Source organism: Bradyrhizobium ingae, from assembly GCF_055791185.1.
The window spans coordinates 83,412-105,925 of record NZ_JBVUBB010000009.1; the positions used below are offsets into that span (position 1 = coordinate 83,412).

General features: G+C 63.9%; 23 protein-coding genes and 1 other RNA gene. 16 read left to right on the plus strand and 8 right to left on the minus strand.

Annotated elements, in window-relative coordinates; translation table 11 throughout:
* Positions 1–180 precede the first annotated feature (180 nt).
* The 3 genes from aspD to ACV1FX_RS16080 all read left to right on the plus strand — a co-directional run bounded on the left by aspD (position 181) and on the right by ACV1FX_RS16080 (position 2,528).
* Positions 181–1,794 carry an aspartate 4-decarboxylase gene (aspD, locus tag ACV1FX_RS16070; protein WP_473118527.1) on the plus strand — a complete coding sequence of 538 codons (1,614 nt, stop codon included), beginning with the start codon at positions 181–183 and terminating at the stop codon, positions 1,792–1,794.
* 95 nt (positions 1,795–1,889) lie between these two features.
* A complete protein-coding gene (locus tag ACV1FX_RS16075; RefSeq protein WP_473118528.1) occupies positions 1,890–2,111 on the plus strand; it encodes a hypothetical protein in 222 nt (73 codons plus the stop codon).
* Positions 2,112–2,249: 138 nt separating this feature from the next.
* Complete coding sequence (locus ACV1FX_RS16080; RefSeq protein WP_473118529.1) at positions 2,250–2,528, plus strand: hypothetical protein; 279 nt, start codon at positions 2,250–2,252, stop codon at positions 2,526–2,528.
* A 240-nt stretch (positions 2,529–2,768) separates the two neighbouring features.
* On the opposite strand, the gene feoB is transcribed toward ACV1FX_RS16080, so the two are convergent.
* The 7 genes from feoB to ssrA form a co-directional block, all read right to left on the minus strand.
* Complete coding sequence (gene feoB / locus ACV1FX_RS16085) at positions 2,769–4,640, minus strand: ferrous iron transporter B (RefSeq protein WP_473118530.1); 1,872 nt, start codon at positions 4,638–4,640, stop codon at positions 2,769–2,771.
* Positions 4,641–4,676: 36 nt separating this feature from the next.
* Positions 4,677–4,976: a FeoA family protein gene (locus tag ACV1FX_RS16090; RefSeq protein WP_473118531.1), complete on the minus strand. Its 300-nt coding sequence runs from the start codon at positions 4,974–4,976 to the stop codon at positions 4,677–4,679.
* A 121-nt stretch (positions 4,977–5,097) separates the two neighbouring features.
* Complete coding sequence (locus ACV1FX_RS16095; protein WP_473118532.1) at positions 5,098–5,352, minus strand: ribbon-helix-helix domain-containing protein; 255 nt, start codon at positions 5,350–5,352, stop codon at positions 5,098–5,100.
* A complete protein-coding gene (locus ACV1FX_RS16100) occupies positions 5,349–5,537 on the minus strand; it encodes a DUF4169 family protein (protein WP_473118533.1) in 189 nt (62 codons plus the stop codon). The genes ACV1FX_RS16095 and ACV1FX_RS16100 overlap by 4 nt, the downstream gene beginning before the upstream one ends.
* A gap of 273 nt (positions 5,538–5,810) precedes the next feature.
* Positions 5,811–7,241, minus strand: a complete 1,431-nt coding sequence (fumC, locus tag ACV1FX_RS16105) for a class II fumarate hydratase (RefSeq protein WP_473118534.1) — start codon at positions 7,239–7,241, stop codon at positions 5,811–5,813.
* A gap of 89 nt (positions 7,242–7,330) precedes the next feature.
* Positions 7,331–7,849 carry an SspB family protein gene (locus ACV1FX_RS16110; RefSeq protein ID WP_473118535.1) on the minus strand — a complete coding sequence of 173 codons (519 nt, stop codon included), beginning with the start codon at positions 7,847–7,849 and terminating at the stop codon, positions 7,331–7,333.
* A gap of 136 nt (positions 7,850–7,985) precedes the next feature.
* Positions 7,986–8,352, minus strand: a transfer-messenger RNA (tmRNA) gene (gene ssrA, locus ACV1FX_RS16115).
* Between the two features lie 85 nt (positions 8,353–8,437).
* On the opposite strand from ssrA, the gene ACV1FX_RS16120 reads away from it, so the two are divergent.
* The 11 genes from ACV1FX_RS16120 (at position 8,438) to ACV1FX_RS16170 (ending at position 18,266) form a co-directional block, all read left to right on the plus strand.
* The gene (locus ACV1FX_RS16120) at positions 8,438–9,040 is read left to right on the plus strand and encodes a chromate transporter (RefSeq protein ID WP_473118536.1); all 603 of its coding nucleotides are present in this window, start codon (positions 8,438–8,440) and stop codon (positions 9,038–9,040) included.
* Entirely contained in the window at positions 9,037–9,567 is a 531-nt protein-coding gene (locus tag ACV1FX_RS16125; RefSeq protein WP_473118537.1) for a chromate transporter, read from the plus strand. Before ACV1FX_RS16120 ends, ACV1FX_RS16125 begins: the two co-directional genes overlap by 4 nt.
* 93 nt (positions 9,568–9,660) lie before the next feature.
* Positions 9,661–10,425, plus strand: a complete 765-nt coding sequence (locus ACV1FX_RS16130) for a tripartite tricarboxylate transporter TctB family protein (RefSeq protein WP_473118538.1) — start codon at positions 9,661–9,663, stop codon at positions 10,423–10,425.
* 7 nt (positions 10,426–10,432) lie between these two features.
* On the plus strand, positions 10,433–11,998 hold the full coding sequence (locus ACV1FX_RS16135) for a tripartite tricarboxylate transporter permease (RefSeq protein WP_473118539.1): 1,566 nt from the start codon (positions 10,433–10,435) through the stop codon (positions 11,996–11,998).
* Positions 11,999–12,196: 198 nt separating this feature from the next.
* On the plus strand, positions 12,197–12,991 hold the full coding sequence (locus tag ACV1FX_RS16140) for a thymidylate synthase (RefSeq protein ID WP_473118540.1): 795 nt from the start codon (positions 12,197–12,199) through the stop codon (positions 12,989–12,991).
* A 123-nt stretch (positions 12,992–13,114) separates the two neighbouring features.
* Positions 13,115–13,600: a GNAT family N-acetyltransferase gene (locus ACV1FX_RS16145; protein WP_473118541.1), complete on the plus strand. Its 486-nt coding sequence runs from the start codon at positions 13,115–13,117 to the stop codon at positions 13,598–13,600.
* A complete protein-coding gene (locus ACV1FX_RS16150; RefSeq protein ID WP_473118677.1) occupies positions 13,600–14,109 on the plus strand; it encodes a dihydrofolate reductase in 510 nt (169 codons plus the stop codon). The genes ACV1FX_RS16145 and ACV1FX_RS16150 overlap by 1 nt, the downstream gene beginning before the upstream one ends.
* Before the next feature lie 155 nt (positions 14,110–14,264).
* Positions 14,265–15,404, plus strand: coding sequence for an FtsH protease activity modulator HflK (hflK, locus tag ACV1FX_RS16155; protein WP_473118542.1), 1,140 nt, complete (start codon positions 14,265–14,267; stop codon positions 15,402–15,404).
* Complete coding sequence (hflC, locus tag ACV1FX_RS16160; RefSeq protein WP_473118543.1) at positions 15,401–16,306, plus strand: protease modulator HflC; 906 nt, start codon at positions 15,401–15,403, stop codon at positions 16,304–16,306. The genes hflK and hflC overlap by 4 nt, the downstream gene beginning before the upstream one ends.
* 71 nt (positions 16,307–16,377) lie before the next feature.
* Complete coding sequence (locus tag ACV1FX_RS16165) at positions 16,378–16,584, plus strand: DUF2065 domain-containing protein (protein WP_473118544.1); 207 nt, start codon at positions 16,378–16,380, stop codon at positions 16,582–16,584.
* 167 nt (positions 16,585–16,751) lie between these two features.
* Positions 16,752–18,266 (plus strand): Do family serine endopeptidase, encoded by a 1,515-nt coding sequence (locus ACV1FX_RS16170; protein WP_473118545.1) that lies wholly within the window; start codon positions 16,752–16,754, stop codon positions 18,264–18,266.
* A 122-nt stretch (positions 18,267–18,388) separates the two neighbouring features.
* Here ACV1FX_RS16170 and serB read toward each other — a convergent pair whose 3' ends face one another.
* Positions 18,389–19,294, minus strand: coding sequence for a phosphoserine phosphatase SerB (gene serB, locus ACV1FX_RS16175; protein ID WP_473118546.1), 906 nt, complete (start codon positions 19,292–19,294; stop codon positions 18,389–18,391).
* An 11-nt stretch (positions 19,295–19,305) separates the two neighbouring features.
* On the opposite strand from serB, the gene miaA reads away from it, so the two are divergent.
* Positions 19,306–20,244, plus strand: a complete 939-nt coding sequence (miaA, locus tag ACV1FX_RS16180) for a tRNA (adenosine(37)-N6)-dimethylallyltransferase MiaA (protein ID WP_473118547.1) — start codon at positions 19,306–19,308, stop codon at positions 20,242–20,244.
* Between the two features lie 493 nt (positions 20,245–20,737).
* A complete protein-coding gene (locus ACV1FX_RS16185; RefSeq protein ID WP_473118548.1) occupies positions 20,738–22,513 on the plus strand; it encodes an acetolactate synthase 3 large subunit in 1,776 nt (591 codons plus the stop codon).
* The last annotated feature ends 1 nt before the right edge of the window (position 22,514 follow it).

Consider the following 22,514-nt stretch of genomic DNA (forward strand, 5'->3'; position numbering starts at 1 on the left):
CGACATCGTCTCGTTGCGTTGCGGCATGGCGGCGATTCGTTAGCGTCGTTGCCGCCTGAGCCTTGAGGTAGATCAAGAGACACCACCGGCCGCCGATCATCCTCAGCGCGATTGCGCAGGCGCCGGAGCCTGGTCCGCCTCGTTCTCGTTCCAACAGATCGCACAGTTCGGGAGTGTCATATGGCCGATATCCTGACCCTGAAGAAATTCGAGGCGCTGAGCCCGTTCGAGATCAAGGACGAGCTGATCAATCTCGCCAAGGCGACGTCGAAGCGGACGCAATCCGCGTTCCTGAACGCCGGCCGTGGCAATCCGAACTGGGTGGCCACCACGCCGCGCGAAGGCTTCTTCCTGCTGGGGCAGTTCGCGATCACCGAAAGCAAGCGGGTCATGGAGCACCCGGCCGGGATTGGCGGCATGCCTCAGGCGAAGGGAATTGCCGCACGGTTCGAGGCTTGGCTGGCCAAGCATTCCGACATGCCGGGCGCCAGCTTCCTTTCGGAGATGCTGCCCTTTGCGGTGAAGAAATTCGGCTTCGACCCGGACGCCTTCGTCCACGAGCTCGTCGATTCCATCATCGGTGACAACTATCCGGTTCCAGACCGCATGCTAGTGCACAACGAAAAGATCGTGCACGAATATCTGATGTGGGCCGTTTGCGGCGAGCCGCGGCCGGCCGGCAAGTTCGACATCTATGCGGTCGAGGGCGGCACCGCAGCGATGTGCTACCTCTTCAAGTCGCTGAAGGCCAACCGCCTGTTGCTTCCCGGCGATACCATCGCGCTGGGAACGCCGATCTTCACGCCCTACATCGAAATGACGCATCTGGAAGATTACGACCTCAAGGTGGTCCAGATCAGGGCGCCCCAGGAAAACAAATTCCAGTTCACCGACGAGGAAATCAAGAAGCTGGAGGATCCGAAGATCAAAGCCTTCTTCATCGTCAATCCCGCCAATCCCTCCGGGATGGGGGTGAGCCCGGAGACGATCGCCAAGCTGGGTAATCTGGTCAAGACCAAGCGCCCCGATCTCATGCTGCTCACCGACGACGTCTACGGTACCTTCGTCCACGGTTTCCGCTCGTTGCTGGGTGAGCTCCCGCACAACACCATCGGCGTTTACTCCTATTCCAAATATTTCGGCTGCACGGGATGGCGGCTCGGCGCCATCGCCATTCACGAAGACAACATCTTCGACAAGATGATCGCGAAGCTGCCCGACGACGCCGTGAAGGCGCTCGACAAGCGTTATGGGCCGCTGACGCTGGAGCCGCGCAAGCTGAAATTCATCGATCGCATCGTTGCCGACAGTCGCGACGTCGCGCTCAATCACACTGCGGGCCTGTCGCTCCCGCAGCAGGTGATGATGAGCCTGTTCTCGCTCGCGGAGATGATGGACGCCAAGAAGGCCTATCAGGCCGCCTGCATGGAAATCGTCAACAAGCGCCTGTGGGCGTTGCTCGATGGCCTGGGACTTGCCGACAAGCTGTCGCCCAATCCCAACTACGATGCCTATTACGGCCTGATCGATTTCGAGTTCTGGGCCCGGAAGAACATCGGAGACGAAGCTGTCGACTATCTGAAGAAGCACATCCATCCGCTCGATTTGGCGTTCCGCTTGGCGGAAGCCCACGGGATCGTGCTGTTGAACGGTGGCGGCTTCGACGCCCCCGAATGGTCGCTCCGTGTCTCCCTGGCGAACCTGCCGGACGATGTCTACGATGATATCGGACGGGGCGTTCGAACGATTGCCAGAGGATACCGCGATACTTTCGAAGCGGCCAAGAAAGGCTAAAGGAAACGCGGCTGCGGCGACGCCCTGAGGGCGTTGCCGGTGCGATACTTTTGGATCGAGGATGTTCGACCGATAGCAATCATAGGAGGGCAATCATGCCAATCCAGCTCGTGATGGATCGCAGTGGCGATAGCCGTTATTCCTTCAACTCCGACGACGCAGAGGGACTGGCCCAGGCAGAGCGGCGGTTTCACGAACTGACCGGGATTGGCTTCACCGCGGCGGTCAGGACCAGTGAAGGTCAGGTATCGAAAGTCCGATCGTTCGACCCCACAGCGGAAGAGACGCTCTTTTTTCCGAGGCTGATCGGCGGGTAGCCCGTTCCTGTCATGTTTCGATTTCGACCCTTGCCGTTGGATAGCCGCTCCCGCATGAGAGCGACAAGAGCCCTTTTCATAAGGCACGGGGTAGAGGCCACGCCCGAGGGGCGGTCGCTACGAATGCTGCGAGAGTGGTTGTCGCAGGAGCAGCGAGAGCAGTTCGCAAGCAAGGGTTACTTCGATGTGGTCGGAGGCAACACCGGAAATCGGTACAGGATCTTTCCGGGCACCTCGGTCAATGTATGCGAGATCGACAAAAGAGGTCGCCTCCTCGAGGGGCTATGCTTCACGACGGTTGGTGATCTGCCAATCGGCGATGTGATGCTCGCCCAGAAGATCGCATTGGAAACATGCGAAGACGAGGTGCGGGTCCTGGCCAGGTGGTTCGTTCCCAAAAGTCACCATTTCCGGTGACCCCAACTTCGCGGCTCGTCGATCGATACGCCGATGGGAATGTCGGTCGTGCCGACTAGTCGGGCGAAGCATGGGCTTGCCAAGTCTTGATGATGGCGTTGTGCCGCTGATTTGCCCGACGCATCAGCGCATCTTCCGAATATGCAGGGGCGGCGCCGGCCATCGCCGGCTACTTTGCATGGGGTTGTTTTCGAGCTTTGGTTTTGGGGCCGAGGAAGCGAGCCCGCCGATAGCGAAGAGCTAGCCGGCGCCCAGCGCCACCGCGATGTTGTAGGTCGCAAGGCTCGCGGCATAGGCGAGTGCCAGCATGTAGGCGAAAGTGGTCGCCATCCACTTCCAGCTTCCGGTCTCGCGCCGGATCACTGCGAGCGTCGAGGCGCATTGCGGGGCGAAGATGTACCAGGCGAGCAGCGACAGGGCGGTTGCCAGCGACCACTTCGTCGCCAGAACCTGGCCGATCTGCTCGGCGGCTTCCTTGCCGCCCTCGATCGCATAGACGGTGCCGAGGGCTGCCACCGCGACCTCGCGCGCCGCCATGCCCGGGATCAGCGCCACCGCGATCTGCCAGTTGAAGCCGACGGGAGCGAGCAGCGGCGCGATCGCCTTGCCGAGGATCGCGGCGAGGCTGTAGTTGATGGCGGGGTCCGCCGCGCCAGCGGGCGGCTGCGGGAACGAGGCCAGGAACCAGATCAAGACCATCATCGAGAAGATCGTGGTGCCGGCGCGCTGCAGGAACATCTTGGCGCGCGTGAAGATGCCGATCGCGATCGATTTCAGCCGCGGCATCTTGTAGTCGGGAAGCTCCAGCATGAAGGGCGCCGGCGCGTAGTCGCGCAGCATGAAGAACTTGATCAGGAACGAGACCAGAAGCGCGCTGATGATGCCGGCAGCGTAAAGGCCGAACATCACGAGGCCCTGGAGGTTGATGAAGCCCCAGACCTGTTTCGCCGGAATGAAGGCCGAGATGATCAGCGTATAGACGGGAATGCGCGCCGAGCACGTCATCAGCGGCGCGATCAGGATCGTGGTCAGCCGGTCGCGCCTGTTGTCGATCACGCGCGTCGCCATGATGCCGGGGATCGCGCACGCAAAGCTCGACAACAGCGGAATGAAGGCCCGGCCGTGCAGCCCGGCGCCGCCCATGATGCGGTCCATCAGGAACGCCGCGCGCGCCATGTAGCCGAAATCTTCCAGCAGCAGGATGAACAGGAAGATGATGATGATCTGCGGCAGGAACACGATGACGCTGCCGACGCCGGAGATCACGCCATTCTGGAGGAAGCTCTGCAACAGGCCGGCGGGCAGGGTGTCGTGCACGAACTGCCCAAGCGCGTCGAATGACGAGGACAACAGCTCCATCAGCGGCTGCGCCCAGGCGAACACGGCCTGAAACATCACGAACAGGATCAAGGCGAGCACGATGAGGCCGCCGACGGGATGCAGCACCACGGCGTCGATCCGTGCGGTCCAGGTGTCGGGCCGGCTCGGCAGGCTGACGGTGGAGGTGATGATGCGGTCGGCCTCGCGCTGCGTGGCGCGCAACTCGGCGACGCTGAGCGGCCGCCAGCTGTTCTCCTGGGGCTGCGGCTGCACCTGCGCCGAGATCTCGTCGGTCAGCTTGAGGAGGTCGGCCGTGCCGCCCTTGCGCACCGCGATCGAGGTGACCACGGGCACGCCGAGCGCGTCGGCCATCTGCGCCACGTCCACGGTGATGCCGCGGCGGGTCGCGATGTCGAACATGTTGAGCACCAGCACGATCGGCCGTCCGGTGCGCTTGAGCTCGAGCAGAAGGCGGATAGTGAGGCGCAGATTGGTGGAATCGGCGACGCACAGCACGAGATCGGGTCTCGTCTCGCCGGAGGCCTTGCCGAGCACGATATCGCGGGTGATCTCCTCGTCCGGGCTGCGGCCGCGCAGCGAATAGGTGCCGGGCAGGTCGACCACCGAGACCTGGCGTCCCAAGGGAGTGACGAAGAAGCCTTCCTTGCGCTCGACGGTGACGCCCGGATAGTTCGCGACCTTCTGCCGGCTGCCGGTCAGCGCGTTGAACAGCGAGGTCTTGCCGCTGTTCGGCGTGCCCACCAGGGCCAGATGCAACAGGGGAGCTTCCATGGGATCAAAGGCCTGAGTCGGTGGTTCGATCGCTCGTTACGCGACGATGATGGCCATGGCTTCGCGACGGCGCACCGCGATGGTCACGTTGTCGACGCGCACCGCGATCGGGTCACGGCCGACGATGCCCTCGTGCAGGATCTCGACCCTGGCGCCCTCGACGAAACCGAGCTCGATCAGGCGGCTTTCCAGCTCGACATCCGAGAGGGCCGAGCCCGCACCGCTGGCGGACAGATGCTGGATAACGCCCGAATAGCCGCGTTCGGCCAGCCCCAGAGGCGAACCTGAGGGCAGCTGCGTGGATGTTTGCCGGAGCGTGATCTTGTCGTCGGTCATGCCCTTGTATTTTCAACGGCAGCGGGACAGGTCAAGCACGCTCGCGCAGCCGGGACCGCACCTTAGAGTGATTATAAAGTGCGGGCCTCACGGTGGGGTTTGTCGAGCGGCCTCGGGCGCTTTATTGCGCCGCGACCTTCTGCTCGGGCAGGACGGCCATAGCGCGGTTCTTGAAGTAATCGAGCACGAACAGGCGGATCGCGGACGACAGGTTGCCCTGCTGGCGATTGTTGTCGATCTCGCCAACCAGCTCCGACAGCGTCATGTTGCGCAGGCCGGAGATCTCTTTCATGCCGTTCCAGAAGGCCTCTTCCAGGCTCACGCTGGTCTTGTGGCCGGCTACGACGATCGATCGCTTGACTACGGGCGATTTCATGGCTGTTCCTCGCGCTCGATCCGATGCTGATCCAGGCGCTCCTTCGCTTGGGCCTCGCGCTTCTCCTCCACTGATCGTTCGGCCTTGCTGCGGCCGAACTTCGCCCGGTTGGCCTCCGCCTGCTTCGCCGAGGCTTCCCGCTCGGCGCGCTTCCGGAAGCGCTTCAGGTTGATGACGTTCCCCATGCCGCGTCTCCATCACTCGATCCTCAGCGGGCGGGGTGAAACATCCGGAAATAAGGCGCTGAGCCGCGCTCCGTGACACTTGATCGCCATTTGGTCCTCGTCAATCGGCCTCTGATACCATCGAACAATCAATTTCGCCCGGTCAGGGCAAATACCCGCCTAGCATGCGCCAGGGCCAGAACATTGACGGTAATCAAATCTCCTTGCCCGAACCTCACATTTCCTGCCGTTTTTTCCTCCGTATCTTTACGGAGGCCTATCGAAATTCGGAAATCAGCCGGGGTGGGTCATCTTTTCGGGCTGGACCAGCCGCTCGAACTCGTCCGCCGACACGAAGCCGAGCCGGACCGCCTCTTCCTTCAGCGTAGTACCGTTGGCATGCGCCGTTTTCGCCACCTTGGCCGCGTTGTCGTAGCCGATCTTCGGCGCCAGCGCCGTCACCAGCATCAGCGAGCGCTCCATCAGCTCGCGGATCCGCTTCTCGTCGGCGCGGATGCCCGCGACGCAATGCTCGGTGAAGGAGCGCGCGGCGTCGGCCATCAGCCGGATCGAATGCAGCATGTTGTAAGCGAGCACGGGCTTGAAGACGTTGAGCTCGAAATGCCCCTGGCTGCCGGCCAGCGTGATCGCGGTGTGATTGCCGAACACCTGGCAGCACACCATGGTCATCGCCTCGCACTGGGTCGGGTTGACCTTGCCGGGCATGATCGAGGAACCGGGCTCGTTCTCGGGCAGGATCAGCTCGCCCAGCCCCGAGCGCGGGCCCGATCCCAGCAGGCGAATGTCGTTGGCGATCTTGAACAGCCCCGTCGCCACCGAATTGATGGCGCCGTGCACGAGCACATAGGCATCGTTCGACGCCAGCGCCTCGAACTTGTTGGCGGCGCTGGTGAAGGGCAGTTTCGTGATGGTCGCGACATGCTTGGCGAACAGTCTTGCAAAGCGCGGCTTTGAGTTGAGACCGGTGCCGACGGCGGTGCCGCCTTGGGCCAGCGGGTAGAGATCCTTTACCGCGGCCTTCAATCGCGCGATGCCGCTTTCGACCTGTGCGGCGTAGCCGGAAAACTCCTGGCCGAGCGTCAGCGGCGTCGCGTCCTGGGTATGGGTGCGGCCGATCTTGACGATCTTCGCGAACGCCTTCTCCTTCTTGCGCAGCGCGACCAGCAGCTCGGAGAGCGCAGGAATGAGATCAGCCGTGATCCGGCCGGCGGCCGCGATATGCATCGCGGTAGGAAAAGAGTCGTTCGACGACTGGCTCATGTTGACGTGGTCGTTGGGATGCACCGGCTTCTTGGCGCCGAGCTCGCCGCCGAGCAGCTCATTGGCGCGGTTGGCGATCACCTCGTTGAGGTTCATGTTGCTCTGTGTGCCCGAGCCGGTCTGCCACACCACCAGCGGGAAGTGGTCGTCGAGCTTGCCCTCGATCACCTCGCGCGCGGCGCGGATGATGGCGTTTGCGCGGCGCTGGTCGAGAAGGCCGAGCTCGCGATTGGTCTGGGCTGCCGCAAGCTTGACGATGCCGAGCGCATGCACGAGCGAGATCGGCATGCGGTCTTCGCCGATACGGAAGTTCTGCCGCGATCGCTCGGTCTGCGCGCCCCAGTAACGGTCGGCGGGGACCTCGATCGGACCAAAACTGTCGGTCTCGATCCGGGTGGAGGAGCGGCGCGAGGGGCGGGTCGTCTTGTCCATGAGCACATCCATTCTGCCGCACGCAATGCGCGCAGCTTCTCGGTGCTCATCTATATAGGTGGTTTGACCGCGCTTGGGCTGCCGCGCGTCGCGACGTTAGATCATTTCTTGCGGAAGCGATCCAGCCGCACGACCTCGGCACCGCCTTGGTTGGGTGCGGCGGGCTCGTCCTCCGCTTCCGCCTGCTCGGCAGCCGCAACGGGGACCGAAACGGCCGAGGGAGCAGGGGCTGCGGGGAGTGCCGCGGGCGGTACTTCCGCCACATCGGAAGTGTCGAACTGGAGGCCGAATTTCACCGACGGGTCGAGGAAGCTCTTGATCGCACTGAACGGCACCACCAGTCGCTCCGGGATGCCGCCAAAGGACAGACCAACCTCGAAGCGGTCCTCGAGCACGGTCAGATCCCAGAACTGGTGCTGGAGGATGATGGTCATCTCCTCGGGGTATTGCGCAAGCAGTCGCGGCGACAGCTTTGCACCCTCCGCCTTCGATACGAAGGTGATGAAGAAATGATGCTCGCCCGGCAGTCCGTGCGCTGCGGCATCGCTCAGCACCTTCCGCAGCACGCCGCGCAATGCGTCGCGTGCCAGCACGTCGTATCGGATATGATCGGTCGCCATTATGGATCCTGACTATCGGTCCTGTCGCATTTCCCGAGCCGGTGCCGCGCCGACTCGCCAAGCCGCAATGGTAACGCGCTCGACCGGCGAGCAGGAGTCCCCGCCCGCGAGAAAAAATGGGCGGGAGAAAAATGGAAGTGGAGGCTTCTGTTGCCAGGTGCCTCCGAACCCCGCCTAGCGGAGCTTAACCCGCTAGGACTTTAAAGTGGTCTTTCAAACTGCGTTACGCAGCCTGAGCAACCGGAGCAAAGTTGTCGTTGGCAACTATTGCAGTAGCCCGATAACGGCGGAACAATACCGGGAAAAAGCACGCCCTTTACGCCCTCGTCGATCCTATTTCGCCCCCGCCAAAGCCCGCTTCTTGGGTAGCCCGCCGGTGGGCTTTGGTGGAGGCGCCGGGTACCGCCCCCGGGTCCGAATGGTTTATTGCGACGACCGTTTATTTCCATAGCCGGCAAGCCGGCACCCCCAATATAGGGTGTAAAGGTCGGGAAAGACAGGGGTTTGACGCGAGTTCCTTTGGATAGGTGCCGGCCGCCCGCAAGGCCGGCCTTGGCGCCGGGATGGCCGCCCCCTTAAGCTGCCGCGATGTCCTCGGATTTCGCCCCGGCCGTTCAGGAGCCGGATATCCCCGCCAAGACCGTCCCGCCGGGTCTCTTCGCCCTGTTCATGGCCTTCGCCAGGATGTCGCTGGCCGGGTTCGGCGGGGTTTTGGTGTTCGCGCGGCGGGCGATCGTGGAAGATCATCGCTGGATGACGGCGGACGAGTTCAACGAGACCTTTGCACTTTGCCATTTCCTCCCCGGCCCCAACATCGTCAACCTGTCGATGGTGTTCGGCTCGCGCCTGCGCGGGCTTGCCGGCGGCGTTGCGGCCTTCGCCGGGCTGTTGGTGCCGCCGACGCTGATCATGACGGCGCTCGCGGTGCTCTACGCCCATTTCGGCGAGCTCGAGGTTTTGCGTCGCACCCTTGCGGGGGTGTCCTGTGCGGCCGTTGGGCTGCTGATTGCGGAGGTCTTTCGCATGATGACGCCGCTCTTGAAACGTGCCGACGCCATCGCCCTCGTCCTGATGGCCGCCGTGTTCGTCGCGATCGGTGTGCTGCGGCTGCCGCTCCAGGCGGTGCTGCTGGTCGCGATCCCCGCCAGCATCGCCGTCACGGTTGCCCTGCGACGGAAAGTAGCAGCATGAAAAGTGAGAACCCGATCTGGGCGCTGATCTCGACCTTTGGCCTCATGTCGCTGTTCGCGGTCGGCGGCGCGGCCGCGGCAGTGCCGGAGATGCACCGCATCGCCGTGGACGTGCATCACTGGATGACCGACAAGCAGTTCGCCGACGCCTTCGCGATCTCGCAGCTCTCGCCTGGTCCGAACGTGCTGATCGTCACGCTGATCGGTTATGCGGTTGCCGGCGTTCCTGGCGCGCTAGCGGCAACGCTGGCGATGTGCCTGCCGACAGCCCTGCTTGCCTACTATGTGAGCCGTCTCCTCAATCGTCCCAGCCAGTCGCGCTGGCCCGCCATGATCCAGGCTGCACTGGTTCCGCTGTCGATCGGCCTGATGGCGGCCAGTGCGCTGGTCCTCGCCCAATCAACCATCCACACCGTGATCGCCGCGCTGCTGATGGGAAGCGTTGCGGTGCTTGCCTCGATGTCGCGCGTCAATCCGCTCTGGCTATTGCTCGCCGGGGGGCTGTTGGGATTTGCTGGCGTTGTGTGACGAAAATCGCTAGGCAGTGATCGGTGGTGGGGGTCCTCTTCCAGCCGATAGAACAACAGTACTCGTGACTTGCGGGTCGCGGAGGAGACATGCATGGCCGACACAATGGGCCACTCGGCGACAGCGACGCGAAACACGTCGGTCGCAATCGGCATCGTGCTTTTGGCGCTTGCGCCGCAGATCTTCGAATTCATCTGGTCGATCGGGACGATCTTCGGATGGGGTGGCGGACGTGGCCCGGCCACAGTCCTGATCAGCCACGCGACCGCGCTTCTGGCGGGGGCGCCCGCTGCGGCGTTCGTGTCGTTCGGCGCTGATGCCAAGAAGGCGCTGTCCTCGGACGTGCTGCTGGCGCTGATCTATTCCTATCCGCTGTTTGCGGTCGCGATCCTCACGCTCTTCATGATCATCCGCGCGCCGCAGGATTATATCGGTGGCATCGTTCTGATGGCGGTGGCGCTGTTTGCACTCTGGGCGTCCAGCGATCTGCACGGCATGCAGGGCTTCAAGTTCGGCGCCGGCACCGCGCCGCGCATGTTCGGCGGGCTGTTGGTCGCGCTGGCCGCCGCCATCGCGTTGACGGCACTTCTTGTCGAGGGGGCCGGGCTCTCGCATTATTCCTGGCGCGGGCCGTTGTTCGTGATGGCGGCGATTGTCTTCTTTGCCTTGGCGATCCGGCCGCTGGGCCTGATCGTCTGCGCGTTCGCCAGCTTCCTGATCGCGGCGATGGGCTCGCACGAGACCCGCTGGATCGAGGCCATCATCGTCGGCGCGTGCCTGACGATCGGCTGCGCGCTGCTATTCCCTTACGTGCTGGGATTGCCGATGCCGATGTTCCCGCGATTCCTGGTCCAGTGAGGGCGTGATGCTCGATCTCTTTCACAATCTCGGTCTCGGTTTCGGTGTCGTGTTTCAAATCAGCTGGTGGTCACCCTGGTGGCTCTACGGTTTGTCGCTTCCGATCTCGATCAACATCCTCATGTGCCTGATCGGGGCCCTCGTCGGCACGCTGGTCGGCGTGCTGCCGGGTATCGGCACCGTCGCAACGGTCGCCATGCTGCTGCCGATCACCTTCGGTCTGCCGCCGGTCGGCGCGCTGATCATGCTCGCCGGCATCTACTACGGCGCCCAATATGGCGGCTCGACCACCTCGATCCTGGTCAATATCCCCGGTGAAGCGACCTCCGTCGTCACGGCCATCGACGGCCATCAGATGGCCAAGCAGGGCCGTGCCGGTCCGGCGCTGGCGATTGCGGCGATCGGCTCGTTCTTCGCCGGCTGCGTTGCGACCGTTTTGATCGCGGTCCTCGGCGCGCCGCTCACAAAGCTCGCGCTGGCCTTCGGTCCGGCCGAATACTTCTCGCTGATGGTGCTCGGCCTGATCTTCGCCGTGGTGCTGGCGAAAGGTTCGGTGCTCAAGGCGATTGCAATGATCGTGTTCGGCCTGCTGCTGTCGATGGTCGGCTCCGACATCGAGACCGGTGCCTCGCGCATGGCGTTCAATATCCCGGAGCTCGCGGACGGTCTCGGCTTCGCGACAGTGGCGATGGGCGTGTTCGGCTTTGCCGAGATCATCCGCAACCTCGACGCCGGCGCGGAGATGAATCGCGATCTCGTGCAGCAGAAGATCACGGGGTTGATGCCCACCAGGAAAGACCTGATCGACTCGGCGCCCGCGATCGGACGCGGCACCGTCCTCGGATCGATCCTCGGCATCCTCCCCGGCGGCGGCGCCGTCATCGCGTCTTTCGCCTCCTATACGCTGGAGAAGAAGATCGCGAGGAATCCGTCGCGGTTCGGCCGCGGCGCAATCGAGGGCGTGGCCGCGCCGGAGAGCGCCAACAACGCGGCGGCGCAGACCTCCTTCATCCCGCTGCTCACGCTCGGCATCCCGCCGAATGCGGTGATGGCGCTGATGGTCGGCGCGATGACGATTCACGGCATCGTGCCGGGCCCGCAGGTGATGCAGAAGCAGCCGGACCTCGTCTGGGGCATGATCGCCTCGATGTGGATCGGCAACCTGATGCTGATCATCATCAACCTGCCGCTGGTCGGCATCTGGGTCCGCCTGTTGCGCGTGCCCTATCGGCTCATGTTCCCCTCGATCGTGATCTTCTGCGCGATCGGCATCTACTCGGTGAACAACGCGCCGGTCGACGTCATTCTCGCAGGCGTATTCGGCCTCGTCGGCTACTGGCTGATCAAGCACGATTTCGAGCCGGCACCGCTGCTGCTCGGCATGGTGCTCGGACCGCTGATGGAGGAGAACCTGCGCCGTGCGCTGCTGATCTCGCGCGGCGACTGGAGCGTGTTCGTGACGCGGCCGCTCTCGGCCGTGCTGCTCGCGATCGCAGCCGGCCTCCTGGTGCTCACGATTCTGCCGGTGTTGCGCGCCAAGCGCGACGAGGTGTTCACGGAATCGGAGAACTGAGGCCGGCGCTCGCGAACTTGGCCAGTATTATCAAGAGGGTAGGACAGGGGCGGGGCGCAAGTTCCGCCCCTTGTCGTTTGCCGGCGGAAGGCTCACTTTTCCGGGTATAATCTGTGCGAGGCAGCGAATCGCTGCTGTCGCAGCACGGGGCCGGCCGCTAAGTTCGCCGACCTCCCAAAAGGCCCATAGCGCACGCACATGCACCAGTATCAGGACCTGCTCGAGCGGATTCTTTCGGACGGCGCCGAGAAGCGCGACCGGACCGGCACCGGCACGCTGTCGGTGTTCGGACATCAGATGCGCTTCAACCTGTCGGCCGGTTTTCCGATGCTGACCACCAAGCGGTTGCCGTTGAAGGCGATCGTGCACGAGCTGTTGTGGTTCCTGAAGGGCGACACCAACATCAAATATCTGCGCGACAACGGCGTCACCATCTGGGACGAATGGGCGGATGCCAATGGCGATCTCGGGCCGGTCTACGGTCATCAGTGGCGCTCCTGGCCCACAGCCGACGGGCGCAGCATCGACCAGATCGCCAATGTCGTCGACATGATCAAGAAAAACCCGGACTCGCGCCGGCTGATCGTCACGGCCTGGAATCCGGCAGATGTCGAGAAGATGGCGCTGCCGCCCTGCCATTTGCTGTTCCAGTTCTATGTCGCAAACGGCAAATTGTCGTGCCAGCTCTATCAGCGCTCGGCCGACGTCTTCCTCGGTGTGCCCTTCAACATCGCCTCCTATGCGCTGCTCACCATGATGGTCGCGCAGGTCACGGGCCTGAAGCCCGGCGACTTCGTGCACTCGCTCGGCGACACGCATCTCTATTCCAATCACCTGGAACAGGCGCGGCTGCAACTGACGCGGACGCCGCGTCCGCTGCCGGTGATGCGGATCAATCCGGACGTGAAGGACATCTTCTCCTTCCGCTTCGAGGATTTCGAGCTCGTCGGCTACGACCCGCATCCGCATATCAAGGCGGAAGTCGCCGTATAGCGCATGATCCGGAAAAGTGCGCAGCGGTTTTCCTCGCGACAAACGCAGAGCGTTTGCGCGGAGATCATGCGCAAGAAAGAAAGCGCGATGATGATTCAACCCGAAACCATTGCGCTTTAGCGAATGTCGCTCAACATCCGCCGTGCGCGCCCGGGTGAAGCCGGACTCGTTCTCTCCTTCATCCGCGAGCTCGCCGAGTACGAGAAGCTCACGCACGAGGTGGAAGCGACGGAAGCGATGATCGCGGACGCGCTGTTCGGCGAGAACCCGCGACTCTATTGCGCGATCACCGAGTGGAAGGGCGAAGCGGTCGGCTTCGCTGCGTGGTTCGTCAATTTCTCCACCTTCAGCGGCCGGCACGGAATCTATCTCGAGGACCTCTACGTGCGGCCCTCGCATCGCGGCAAGGGCATTGGCAAGGCCCTGCTAAACTATCTCGCGAAGGAATGCGTCGACAACGGCTGGTCACGGCTGCAATGGGCGGTGCTGGACTGGAACGCGCCGTCGATCGCGTTCTACAAGTCGCTTGGCGCCGTCATGATGGATGACTGGACGCTGTGCCGCGTCAGCGGTGCTGCCTTGACGCGGCTTGCAGGGAAGGCGCCGTGATGGAGATCATCTTCGTGGTTGCCATCGCCGAGAACGGCGTCATCGGCGCCGGAAATGCGATCCCGTGGCGGCTGAAGTCCGACATGCAGCGCTTCAAGGCGCTCACCATCGGCAAGCCCGTGGTGATGGGCCGCAAGACCTTCGAGTCGCTGCCGCGGCCGCTGCCGGGGCGCTCCAACATCGTCATCACCCGCGATGCGAGCTTTCGCGCGGCTGGTGCCGTCGTGACCACGTCCGCAGCGGATGCCTATGCGATCGCGCGGGGCGATGCCCTGCGGCGCTCGGTTGCCGAGATTGCGGTGATCGGCGGCGCCGAGATCTACCGGCAATGGCTCGATCGCGCCGACCGCCTCGAAGTCACCGAGGTGCATGCGCGGCCCGAGGGCGACACTGTTTTCGAGATCAGCAAGACGGAGTGGGAGGAGGTCGCGCGTGTCCGTCATCCTGCCGGAGGCGATGACAGCGCCGATTTCTCCTATGTGACATATCGTCGGCGGCCGCAACATTAACCGCTTTTACCAATGTTTACATTGACATTTCCTCAGCGCGGCATAGCTCGGAGGCGGTCAGGCGCGCGTTGTAAGGGGGCAAGGCGTCCCCTATAAAGCCGGACCGGACAAAGCGGGCGGGGGGCAATTCCAGACCCTGCCGAGGAGACTGTCGAATGCCGTGGAAGAATCAGGGCGGTGGCCCTTGGGGCTCGGGCTCGAAAGGGCCATGGGGCACAGGCCCGCAACCGGTCGGACCAAGGCCGCCGGATCTGGAAGATCTTCTCCGGCGCGGCCAGGACCGCCTCCAGCAGCTTCTGCCCGGCGGTTATTTCAGCGGCATCGGCATCACCGTCATCGTGCTGTTCATCGTCGCGATCTGGCTCGCCTCGGGCTTCTTCCGCGTCCAGTCGGAAGAGCTCGGCGTCGTCCTGCGCTTCGGCAAGCATGTGCGCACCGTGCAGCCGGGCCTCAACTATCATTTGCCTTATCCGATCGAGACGGTGCTGCTGCCCAAGGCACTGCGGGTCTCGACCATTTCCATCGGCATGACGCTGATCGACGATCCCTCCAGGCGCGGCCGTACCATCCGCGACGTGCCGGAAGAGAGCCTGATGCTGACCGGCGATGAGAACATCGTCGACGTCGACTTCACCGTGCTCTGGCGTATCAAGCCCGACGGCGTCGGCGACTTCCTGTTCAACATCCAGAATCCCGAGGGCACCGTGAAGGCGGTCGCCGAAAGCGCGATGCGCGAGGTGATCGGCCGCTCGCAGATTCAGCCGATCCTGACGGGCGCCCGGAACACCACCGAGCAGGGCGTGCAGGAACTGATGCAGAGGACGCTCGACGGTTACGGCTCCGGCATTCAGATCACCCAGGTGCAGATGCAGAAGGTCGACCCGCCGGCGCAGGTCATCGACGCCTTCCGCGACGTGCAGGCGGCGCGTGCCGACCTCGAGCGGTTGCAGAACGAGGCCCAGACCTACGCCAACCGTGTCGTCCCGGAAGCGCGCGGCCGCGCCGCGCAGATCCTCCAGGCCGCCGAGGGCTACAGGGAACAAGTGATCGCCGAGGCCAAGGGCCAGAGCGCGCGCTTTTTGAAAGTGTACGAGGAATACAAGAAGGCCCCCGACGTGACGCGTGAACGGATCTATCTGGAGACGATGGAGCGTGTGCTCGGCGGCTCGGAAAAGCTCGTCTATGACGGCGCTGCGACGGGACAAGGCGGCGTCGTGCCGTACCTTCCGCTCAGCGAGCTGACGGCGAAGCGGCCGCCGGCCACCTCCGGCCAGCAGGGCGGAGGCACGCGATGAGGTCTCCGGTTACAGGCATCGTCTCGCTGATCGTCCTGCTGCTCGTCCTGATCGTGGCCTACAGCTCGGTCTTCACGGTGCAGCAGACCGAGCAGGCGCTCGTCGTTCGTCTCGGCGAGCCCGTCAAGGTCGTCACCGAGCCCGGGTTGAACTTCAAGGCGCCGTTCATTGACAGCGTGATCAGCATCGACAAGCGCATCCTCGATCTGGAAAACCCGTCGCAGGAAGTGATCGCTTCCGACCAGAAGCGGCTCGTTGTCGACGCCTTTGCACGCTACCGCATCAAGAACGCGCTGCGCTTCTATCAGAGCGTTGGCTCGATCCAGGCGGCCAATCTCCAGCTCACGACGCTGCTGAACGCGGCGCTGCGCCGCGTGCTCGGCGAGGTCACCTTCATTACGGTGGTGCGCGACGAGCGCGAGAAGCTGATGGGCCGCATCCGCGAGCAGCTCGACCGCGAAGCCGACGGCTACGGTATCTCGGTCGTCGACGTTCGCATTCGCCGCGCCGACCTGCCCGAGCAGAACAGCCAGGCGGTCTACGACCGGATGAAGACCGAGCGCCAGCGTGAGGCCGCCGAGTTCCGTGCACAGGGTGGCCAGAAGGCGCAGGAGATCCGCTCCAAGGCCGATCGTGAGGCGACCGTGATCATCGCGGAAGCCAATTCGCAGGCCGAGCAGACCCGCGGCGCAGGCGATGCGGAACGTACCCGGCTGTTCGCCGAAGCCTACGGCAAGGACCAGGACTTCTTCGCCTTCTTCCGTTCGATGTCGGCCTATGAGACCGGGCTACGCTCGAGCGACACCCGCTATCTGCTGCGGCCGAACTCGGATTTCTTCCGGTACTTCGGTAGCCCGAGCGGCAAGGCGGGCGCCGAAGCGCAGGCGGCGCCGAAACAATAAGACGAAACAGGGGCGGCGCCGACGCCGCCCCTTCGCGGAACAAGAACGGCACAAGGGGAGGTTCCAGTCCGATGAGGTCCATAGCGTTTGCCGACTTCCTCATCGGCTTAGGCATCCTGTTTGTGCTGGAAGGCTTGATGTTCGCGGCGAGTCCGGCCTGGATGCGCAAGGCGATGAAGAGCGCAATGGCGACGCCCGATCATATCCTGAGAGGCGTCGGTATCGGCTCGGCGGTCGCCGGCCTGATCCTGATCTGGGCGATCCGGCGCCACATCTGACGCTATGGTCCCTGCGCGAACGCTCGCGAACGCTAAAGTGAAGCAAGGCTGCCGGTTTTTCGCCGTATTATCCGGGTCTTGAGGCCCGTTAACCTCCGTGCTTGCGCCGCCACCCCGTTCGAGCGCAGTCTGGAGAGCGAATCCCTCATTCTCTTTCGGAGATCACAATGACCGCTGCCACCATTGCCACGTCCCGCTTGCGCCATCGTGTGCGACTTGGGCTGGCTGCGATCGCCGTCGGCGCGCTCAGCGCGTTCGGCTCGCCGGCTTACGCGCGCGGACCGGAGGGCATCGCCGACGTCGCCGAGAAGGTGATCGACGCAGTCGTCAACATCTCGACCTCACAAACCGTCGAAGCCAAGGGCGGCGGCACCAACACCATGCCGCAACTGCCGCCCGGCTCGCCCTTCGAGGAGTTCTTCGACGACTTCTTCAAGAACCGTCGCGGTCCCGGCGGCGGCAGCAAGGGCGGCGACCGCGGCGACAACGGTCCGCCGCGCAAGACCAACTCGCTCGGCTCCGGCTTCATCATCGACACGTCCGGCATCGTCGTGACCAACAATCACGTCATCGCGGATGCCGACGAGATCAACGTCATTCTCAACGACGGCACCAAGATCAAGGCCGAGCTCGTTGGCGTCGACAAGAAGACCGACCTCGCGGTGTTGAAGTTCAAGCCGCCGAAGCCGCTGGTCTCAGTGAAGTTCGGCGACTCCGACAAGCTGAGGCTCGGCGACTGGGTGGTCGCGATCGGCAACCCCTTCAGCCTGGGGGGCACGGTGACGGCCGGCATCGTCTCGGCCAAGAACCGCGACATCTCGTCCGGTCCCTATGACAGCTACATCCAGACCGACGCCGCCATCAACCGCGGCAATTCCGGCGGTCCGCTGTTCAACCTCGAAGGCGAAGTCATCGGCGTCAACACGCTGATCATCTCGCCCTCCGGCGGCTCGATCGGCATCGGTTTCGCCGTGCCGTCGAAGACGGTCGCGGGCGTCGTCGACCAGCTTCGCCAGTTCGGCGAATTGCGCCGCGGCTGGCTCGGCGTGCGCATCCAGTCGGTCACCGACGAGATCGCCGAAAGCCTCAACATCAAGCCGCCGCGCGGCGCGCTGGTCGCCGGCGTCGACGAGAAGGGCCCGGCAAAGCCTGCCGGCATCGAGCCCGGCGACGTCGTCGTCAAGTTCGACGGCAAGGACATCAAGGACCCGAAGGATCTCTCCCGCGTCGTCGCCGATACGGCGGTCGACAAGGAGGTCGATGTCATCGTCATCCGCAAGGGCCAGGAGGAAACCAAGCGCGTCAAGCTCGGCCGCCTGCAGGATCCCGACAAGGTCCAGGCGGCTGTGAAGACCGACGAGCCGGCGCCGGAGAAGCCGGTGACGCAAAAGGCGCTCGGCCTCGATCTGGCGACGCTGAACAAGGATCTGCGCACGCGCTACAAGATCAAAGATACCGTGAAGGGCGTGGTCGTCACGAATGTCGACGCCAATACGGATGCCGCCGAGAAGCGGCTCTCGGCCGGCGACGTCATCGTGGAGGTGGCGCAGGAGGCGGTCTCCAGCGGTGCCGATGTCCAGAAGCGCATCGACCAGCTCAAGAAGGACGGCAAGAAGTCGGTGCTGCTGCTCGTCTCCAACGGCGACGGCGAGCTGCGGTTTGTTGCGCTGAGCGTGCAGTAAAGGAGAGCGTCGTTCTCAACTCTCGTCATGGCCGGGCTTGTCCCGGCCATCCACGCGCTGCCGCCGATGATGATAGACGTCGATGCCCGGGACAAGCCCGGACATGACGACGGAGCGCGGGCTTACCCTTCCACAAACTCGTCGCGCTTGTACCCCTGCGCATAGAGCAGCGCGGTGAGATCGCCATGATCGATCCGCGCGGCCGCCGCAGCCGCGACCGCGGGCTTGGCGTGGTAGGCGACGCCCAGCCCGGCTGCCTGGATCATCGCGAGATCGTTCGCGCCGTCGCCGACGACCAGCGTGTCGATGTCGTCGAGATCGAACGATTCCGTCAGGTCGACCAGTGTCGCGAGTTTCGCCGCGCGGCCCAAAATTGGCTCCTTCACTTCGCCCGTGAACTTGCCGTCGCGCACGATCAGCTCGTTGGCGCGGTTCTCCTGGAAGCCGATCTTGGCGGCGACCGCGCTCGTGAACAGCGTGAAGCCGCCGGAGACGAGGCAAGTGTAGGCGCCGTTGGCGCGCATGGTCGCGACCAGTGTGCGGCCGCCCGGCGTGAGCGTGATGCGCTTTGCGAGCACATCGTCGACCACGCTGACGGGCAGACCCTTCAGCAGCGCGACACGTTCGCGCAGCGCCGGCTCGAACTCGATCTCGCCGCGCATGGCGCGCTCGGTGATGCCTGCGACGTGCGCTTTGACGCCGACGACGTCGGCGAGCTCGTCGATGCATTCCTGGCCGATCATGGTGGAATCCATGTCGGCGAGAAAAAGCCTCTTGCGCCGGAAGCCGGCAGGCTGCACGACGATGTCGATCGGCAGGTCGCCGCGTAGCTCGCGCAACCGCTGTTCAATCGCGTGACGATCGCCTTCCAGGTTATCCTGCGCGCCAAAGGGGATGTCGACCGCGACGCCGTCGAACAGCCAATGCGCGGGCGCAGCCGAGGGCAGCACGGCGCGCGCGCCGTCGACGATGGTCGAGTCGAGCGCGGGACTATCGGGATTGCAGATCAGCGTGGCGACGAGGGACATTTGAGGTTTTCGTGAGCGAGGGGCAAGTGAGCAAGGCCGTGCTTATCGCAGGCCCGACCGCCAGCGGCAAGTCGGCACTGGCGCTCGAACTTGCACTGAGTGTCGGCGGCATCGTGATCAATGCCGATTCCATGCAGGTCTATCGCGATCTGCGTGTCATCACGGCGCGCCCCACGGAGGACGAGGAGACGCAGGTCCCGCACCGTCTCTATGGCCACGTCGATGCGGCCGTGAATTTTTCGGCCGGCGCCTGGCTCGCGGATGCGGCGATCGTGCTGGCCGAGGCCTGGGCGCAAGGCCGCCTGCCGATCTTCATCGGCGGCACGGGGCTCTATTTCAAGGCGCTGACGAGGGGCCTCTCGACGGTGCCCCCGATCCGGCCCGAGGTGCGTGACGCCGTCCGCGCACGGCTCGAGCAGGGCGGCGTCGAGGCGCTGCATGCGGAACTCGCCAGTCGCGATCCGGCCGCCGCTGGGCGGCTGAACGTGCGCGACCGCACCCGCATCGCACGCGCGCTCGAAGTGATCGAGGCGACCGGCCGCTCGCTGCTCGACTGGCATCGCGAGGGCCAGCCGCCGCTGTTGCCCGAAGATAGTTTCAGCGCCCTGTTCCTCGCCCCCGAGCGCGATGAGCTCTACGCCCGCATCGATGCCCGCTTCGACGCCATGCTTGGGGCCGGCGCGCTCCAGGAGGTCGAGCAGCTCGCCGCGCGCGATCTCGATCCGCTGCTGCCGGCCATGAAGGCCCATGGCGTGCCCGTGCTGATCCGGCACCTGCGCGGCGAAATCAGCCTGGACGAGGCGGCTGCCATCGGCCGCGCCGATACCCGCCATTATGCCAAGCGCCAATTCACCTGGTTCCGGCACCAATTGCCCGAGTTTGAATGGGTGAAGCCGGAGGAGGCGAGGGCGCGGCTGGTGGCGGTCGGCTCGGCACGGGACGCTGGGTGAGACGCGAGCCAGTTACACAGGTCGTCGTTCGGGGGCGCGCGCAGCGCGAGTTCGGAACCCATAACCCAAGGAGTTCGTGCCACTGCCGGCCGCCGCTTCGTGCCACGTCACGGCCTGGGGTTATGGATTCCGGGCTCGCTCGCTTTGCGCGAGCGCCCCGGAATGACGAGCTTTTGTGCCTCAGCAGCAAATTCCCCCTCGCCGAACCGCCGGATCGCCGCTACACTTCTCGAAATCGCGCGAAAATGGCCGCATTGCCTTGACAACCGAGCTTTGGCCGCTATGTTTCGCGCAACCTTTGAGAAGCCGGGCCGACCTCATGCGTAACATTATTACCAAACTCCTTATCGTCGTCGTACCCAGGCGCATCGCCGGGGATGGCTAGCGGCCATCCAAAACCGAGCGGTGCGCATGGGGCCTCTTGGGGCCCTTTTTTATTTCCCGAACCAAACCTCGAAGAAGCCGCTGACAGCAGCGCATCCGGAGCAAGACAATGACCGAGAACAGCCACGATCCGAACCAGATGACCGGCGCCGCGATGATCGTGCGCGCGCTCATCGATCATGGCGTAACGGATCTTTTCGGCTATCCCGGCGGCGCAGTGCTTCCGATTTATGACGAGATTTTCCAGCAGAGCGAGATCCAGCACATCCTGGTCCGGCACGAGCAGGGCGCGGGCCACGCTGCGGAAGGCTATGCGCGCTCGACCGGCAAGCCGGGCGTCGTGCTGGTGACCTCCGGCCCCGGCGCCACAAATATGGTGACGCCGCTGACGGACGCGCTGATGGATTCGATCCCGCTGGTCTGCATCACCGGCCAGGTGCCGACCCATCTGATCGGCAATGACGCGTTCCAGGAATGCGACACCGTCGGCATCACGCGGCCCTGCACCAAGCACAACTGGCTGGTGCGCGACGTCAACGATCTCGCAAAAGTGCTGCACGAGGCGTTCTACGTCGCAACCTCGGGACGGCCCGGCCCGGTGCTGGTCGACGTGCCGAAGGATGTGCAATTCGCGACCGGCACCTACCATCCGCCGCGCAAGTCCGACGTGCACGTCTCCTACGCGCCGCGCGTGAAGGGTGACGCGATGCAGATCCGCAAAGCCGTTTCGCTGCTCGCCAATGCCAAGCGCCCGGTGATCTATTCCGGCGGTGGCGTGATCAATTCGGGGCCTGAAGCCTCAAAATTGTTGCGCGAGCTGGTCGAGGTCACGGGCTTCCCGATCACCTCCACGCTGATGGGCCTGGGCGCCTATCCGGCGTCGGGCAAGAACTGGCTCGGCATGCTCGGCATGCACGGCACTTACGAAGCCAACATGACCATGCATGACTGCGACGTCATGCTGTGCGTCGGCGCGCGCTTCGATGACCGCATCACCGGCCGCGTCGATGCGTTCTCCCCTAACTCGAAGAAGATCCACATCGACATCGATCCGTCGTCGATCAACAAGAACATCCGTGTCGATATTCCGATCATCGGCGATTGCGGCAACATCCTCGGCGACATCCTCCAGGTGTTCAAGGCCGAGGCGAAGAAGCCCGACATCAAGCCTTGGTGGCAGCAGATCGCGCAATGGCGTGCGCGCAATTCGCTGTACTTCAGGAAGAACAACGACGTCATCCTGCCGCAGCACGCGATCCAGCGCCTGTTCGAGCTGACGCGCGGCAAGGACGTCTACATCACGACCGAAGTCGGCCAGCACCAGATGTGGGCGGCGCAGTTCTTCGGCTTCGAGGAGCCGCATCGCTGGATGACGTCCGGCGGTCTCGGCACCATGGGTTATGGCCTGCCGGCCGCGGTCGGCGTGCAGGTGGCCCACCCGGACAGCCTCGTCATCGACATCGCGGGCGATGCCTCGGTGCAGATGACGATCCAGGAGATGTCGACGGCCGTGCAGTACGAGCTGCCGATCAAGATCTTCATCCTGAACAACCAGTACATGGGCATGGTGCGGCAGTGGCAGCAACTGCTGCACGGCAACCGGCTGTCGCATTCGTATTCCGAAGCGCTGCCGGATTTCGTCAAGCTCGCGGAAGCCTATGGTGGCGTCGGCATCCAGGCGCACAAGCCCGCCGATCTCGACGGCGCAATCAAGGAGATGATCTCGGTCAAGCGTCCGGTGCTGTTCGACTGCCGCGTCGCGGCACTCGAAAACTGCTTCCCGATGATCCCCTCCGGCAAGGCGCATAACGAGATGCTGTTGCCGGAGCAGGCCAATGACGAGGCCACGGCAATCGCGTTCGCCGGCGGCAAGGCCCTGGTGTGAT

Bases quoted from the DNA above. Each gene is read 5' to 3' on its own strand.
- hflK (WP_473118542.1), top strand. From the start codon at position 14,265: ATGCCGTGGAAGAATCAGGGCGGTGGCCCTTGGGGCTCGGGCTCGAAA.
- ACV1FX_RS16125 (WP_473118537.1), top strand. From the start codon at position 9,037: ATGAAAAGTGAGAACCCGATCTGGGCGCTGATCTCGACCTTTGGCCTC.
- ACV1FX_RS16145 (WP_473118541.1), top strand. From the start codon at position 13,115: ATGTCGCTCAACATCCGCCGTGCGCGCCCGGGTGAAGCCGGACTCGTT.
- fumC (WP_473118534.1), bottom strand. From the start codon at position 7,241: ATGGATGTGCTCATGGACAAGACGACCCGCCCCTCGCGCCGCTCCTCC.
- ACV1FX_RS16100 (WP_473118533.1), bottom strand. From the start codon at position 5,537: ATGGGGAACGTCATCAACCTGAAGCGCTTCCGGAAGCGCGCCGAGCGG.
- ACV1FX_RS16185 (WP_473118548.1), top strand. From the start codon at position 20,738: ATGACCGAGAACAGCCACGATCCGAACCAGATGACCGGCGCCGCGATG.
- ACV1FX_RS16090 (WP_473118531.1), bottom strand. From the start codon at position 4,976: ATGACCGACGACAAGATCACGCTCCGGCAAACATCCACGCAGCTGCCC.
- hflC (WP_473118543.1), top strand. From the start codon at position 15,401: ATGAGGTCTCCGGTTACAGGCATCGTCTCGCTGATCGTCCTGCTGCTC.
- ACV1FX_RS16130 (WP_473118538.1), top strand. From the start codon at position 9,661: ATGGCCGACACAATGGGCCACTCGGCGACAGCGACGCGAAACACGTCG.
- feoB (WP_473118530.1), bottom strand. From the start codon at position 4,640: ATGGAAGCTCCCCTGTTGCATCTGGCCCTGGTGGGCACGCCGAACAGC.
- ACV1FX_RS16075 (WP_473118528.1), top strand. From the start codon at position 1,890: ATGCCAATCCAGCTCGTGATGGATCGCAGTGGCGATAGCCGTTATTCC.
- ACV1FX_RS16165 (WP_473118544.1), top strand. From the start codon at position 16,378: ATGAGGTCCATAGCGTTTGCCGACTTCCTCATCGGCTTAGGCATCCTG.
- aspD (WP_473118527.1), top strand. From the start codon at position 181: ATGGCCGATATCCTGACCCTGAAGAAATTCGAGGCGCTGAGCCCGTTC.
- ACV1FX_RS16110 (WP_473118535.1), bottom strand. From the start codon at position 7,849: ATGGCGACCGATCATATCCGATACGACGTGCTGGCACGCGACGCATTG.
- ACV1FX_RS16095 (WP_473118532.1), bottom strand. From the start codon at position 5,352: ATGAAATCGCCCGTAGTCAAGCGATCGATCGTCGTAGCCGGCCACAAG.
- serB (WP_473118546.1), bottom strand. From the start codon at position 19,294: ATGTCCCTCGTCGCCACGCTGATCTGCAATCCCGATAGTCCCGCGCTC.
- ACV1FX_RS16135 (WP_473118539.1), top strand. From the start codon at position 10,433: ATGCTCGATCTCTTTCACAATCTCGGTCTCGGTTTCGGTGTCGTGTTT.
- ACV1FX_RS16150 (WP_473118677.1), top strand. From the start codon at position 13,600: ATGGAGATCATCTTCGTGGTTGCCATCGCCGAGAACGGCGTCATCGGC.
- ACV1FX_RS16120 (WP_473118536.1), top strand. From the start codon at position 8,438: ATGTCCTCGGATTTCGCCCCGGCCGTTCAGGAGCCGGATATCCCCGCC.
- ACV1FX_RS16170 (WP_473118545.1), top strand. From the start codon at position 16,752: ATGACCGCTGCCACCATTGCCACGTCCCGCTTGCGCCATCGTGTGCGA.
- ACV1FX_RS16140 (WP_473118540.1), top strand. From the start codon at position 12,197: ATGCACCAGTATCAGGACCTGCTCGAGCGGATTCTTTCGGACGGCGCC.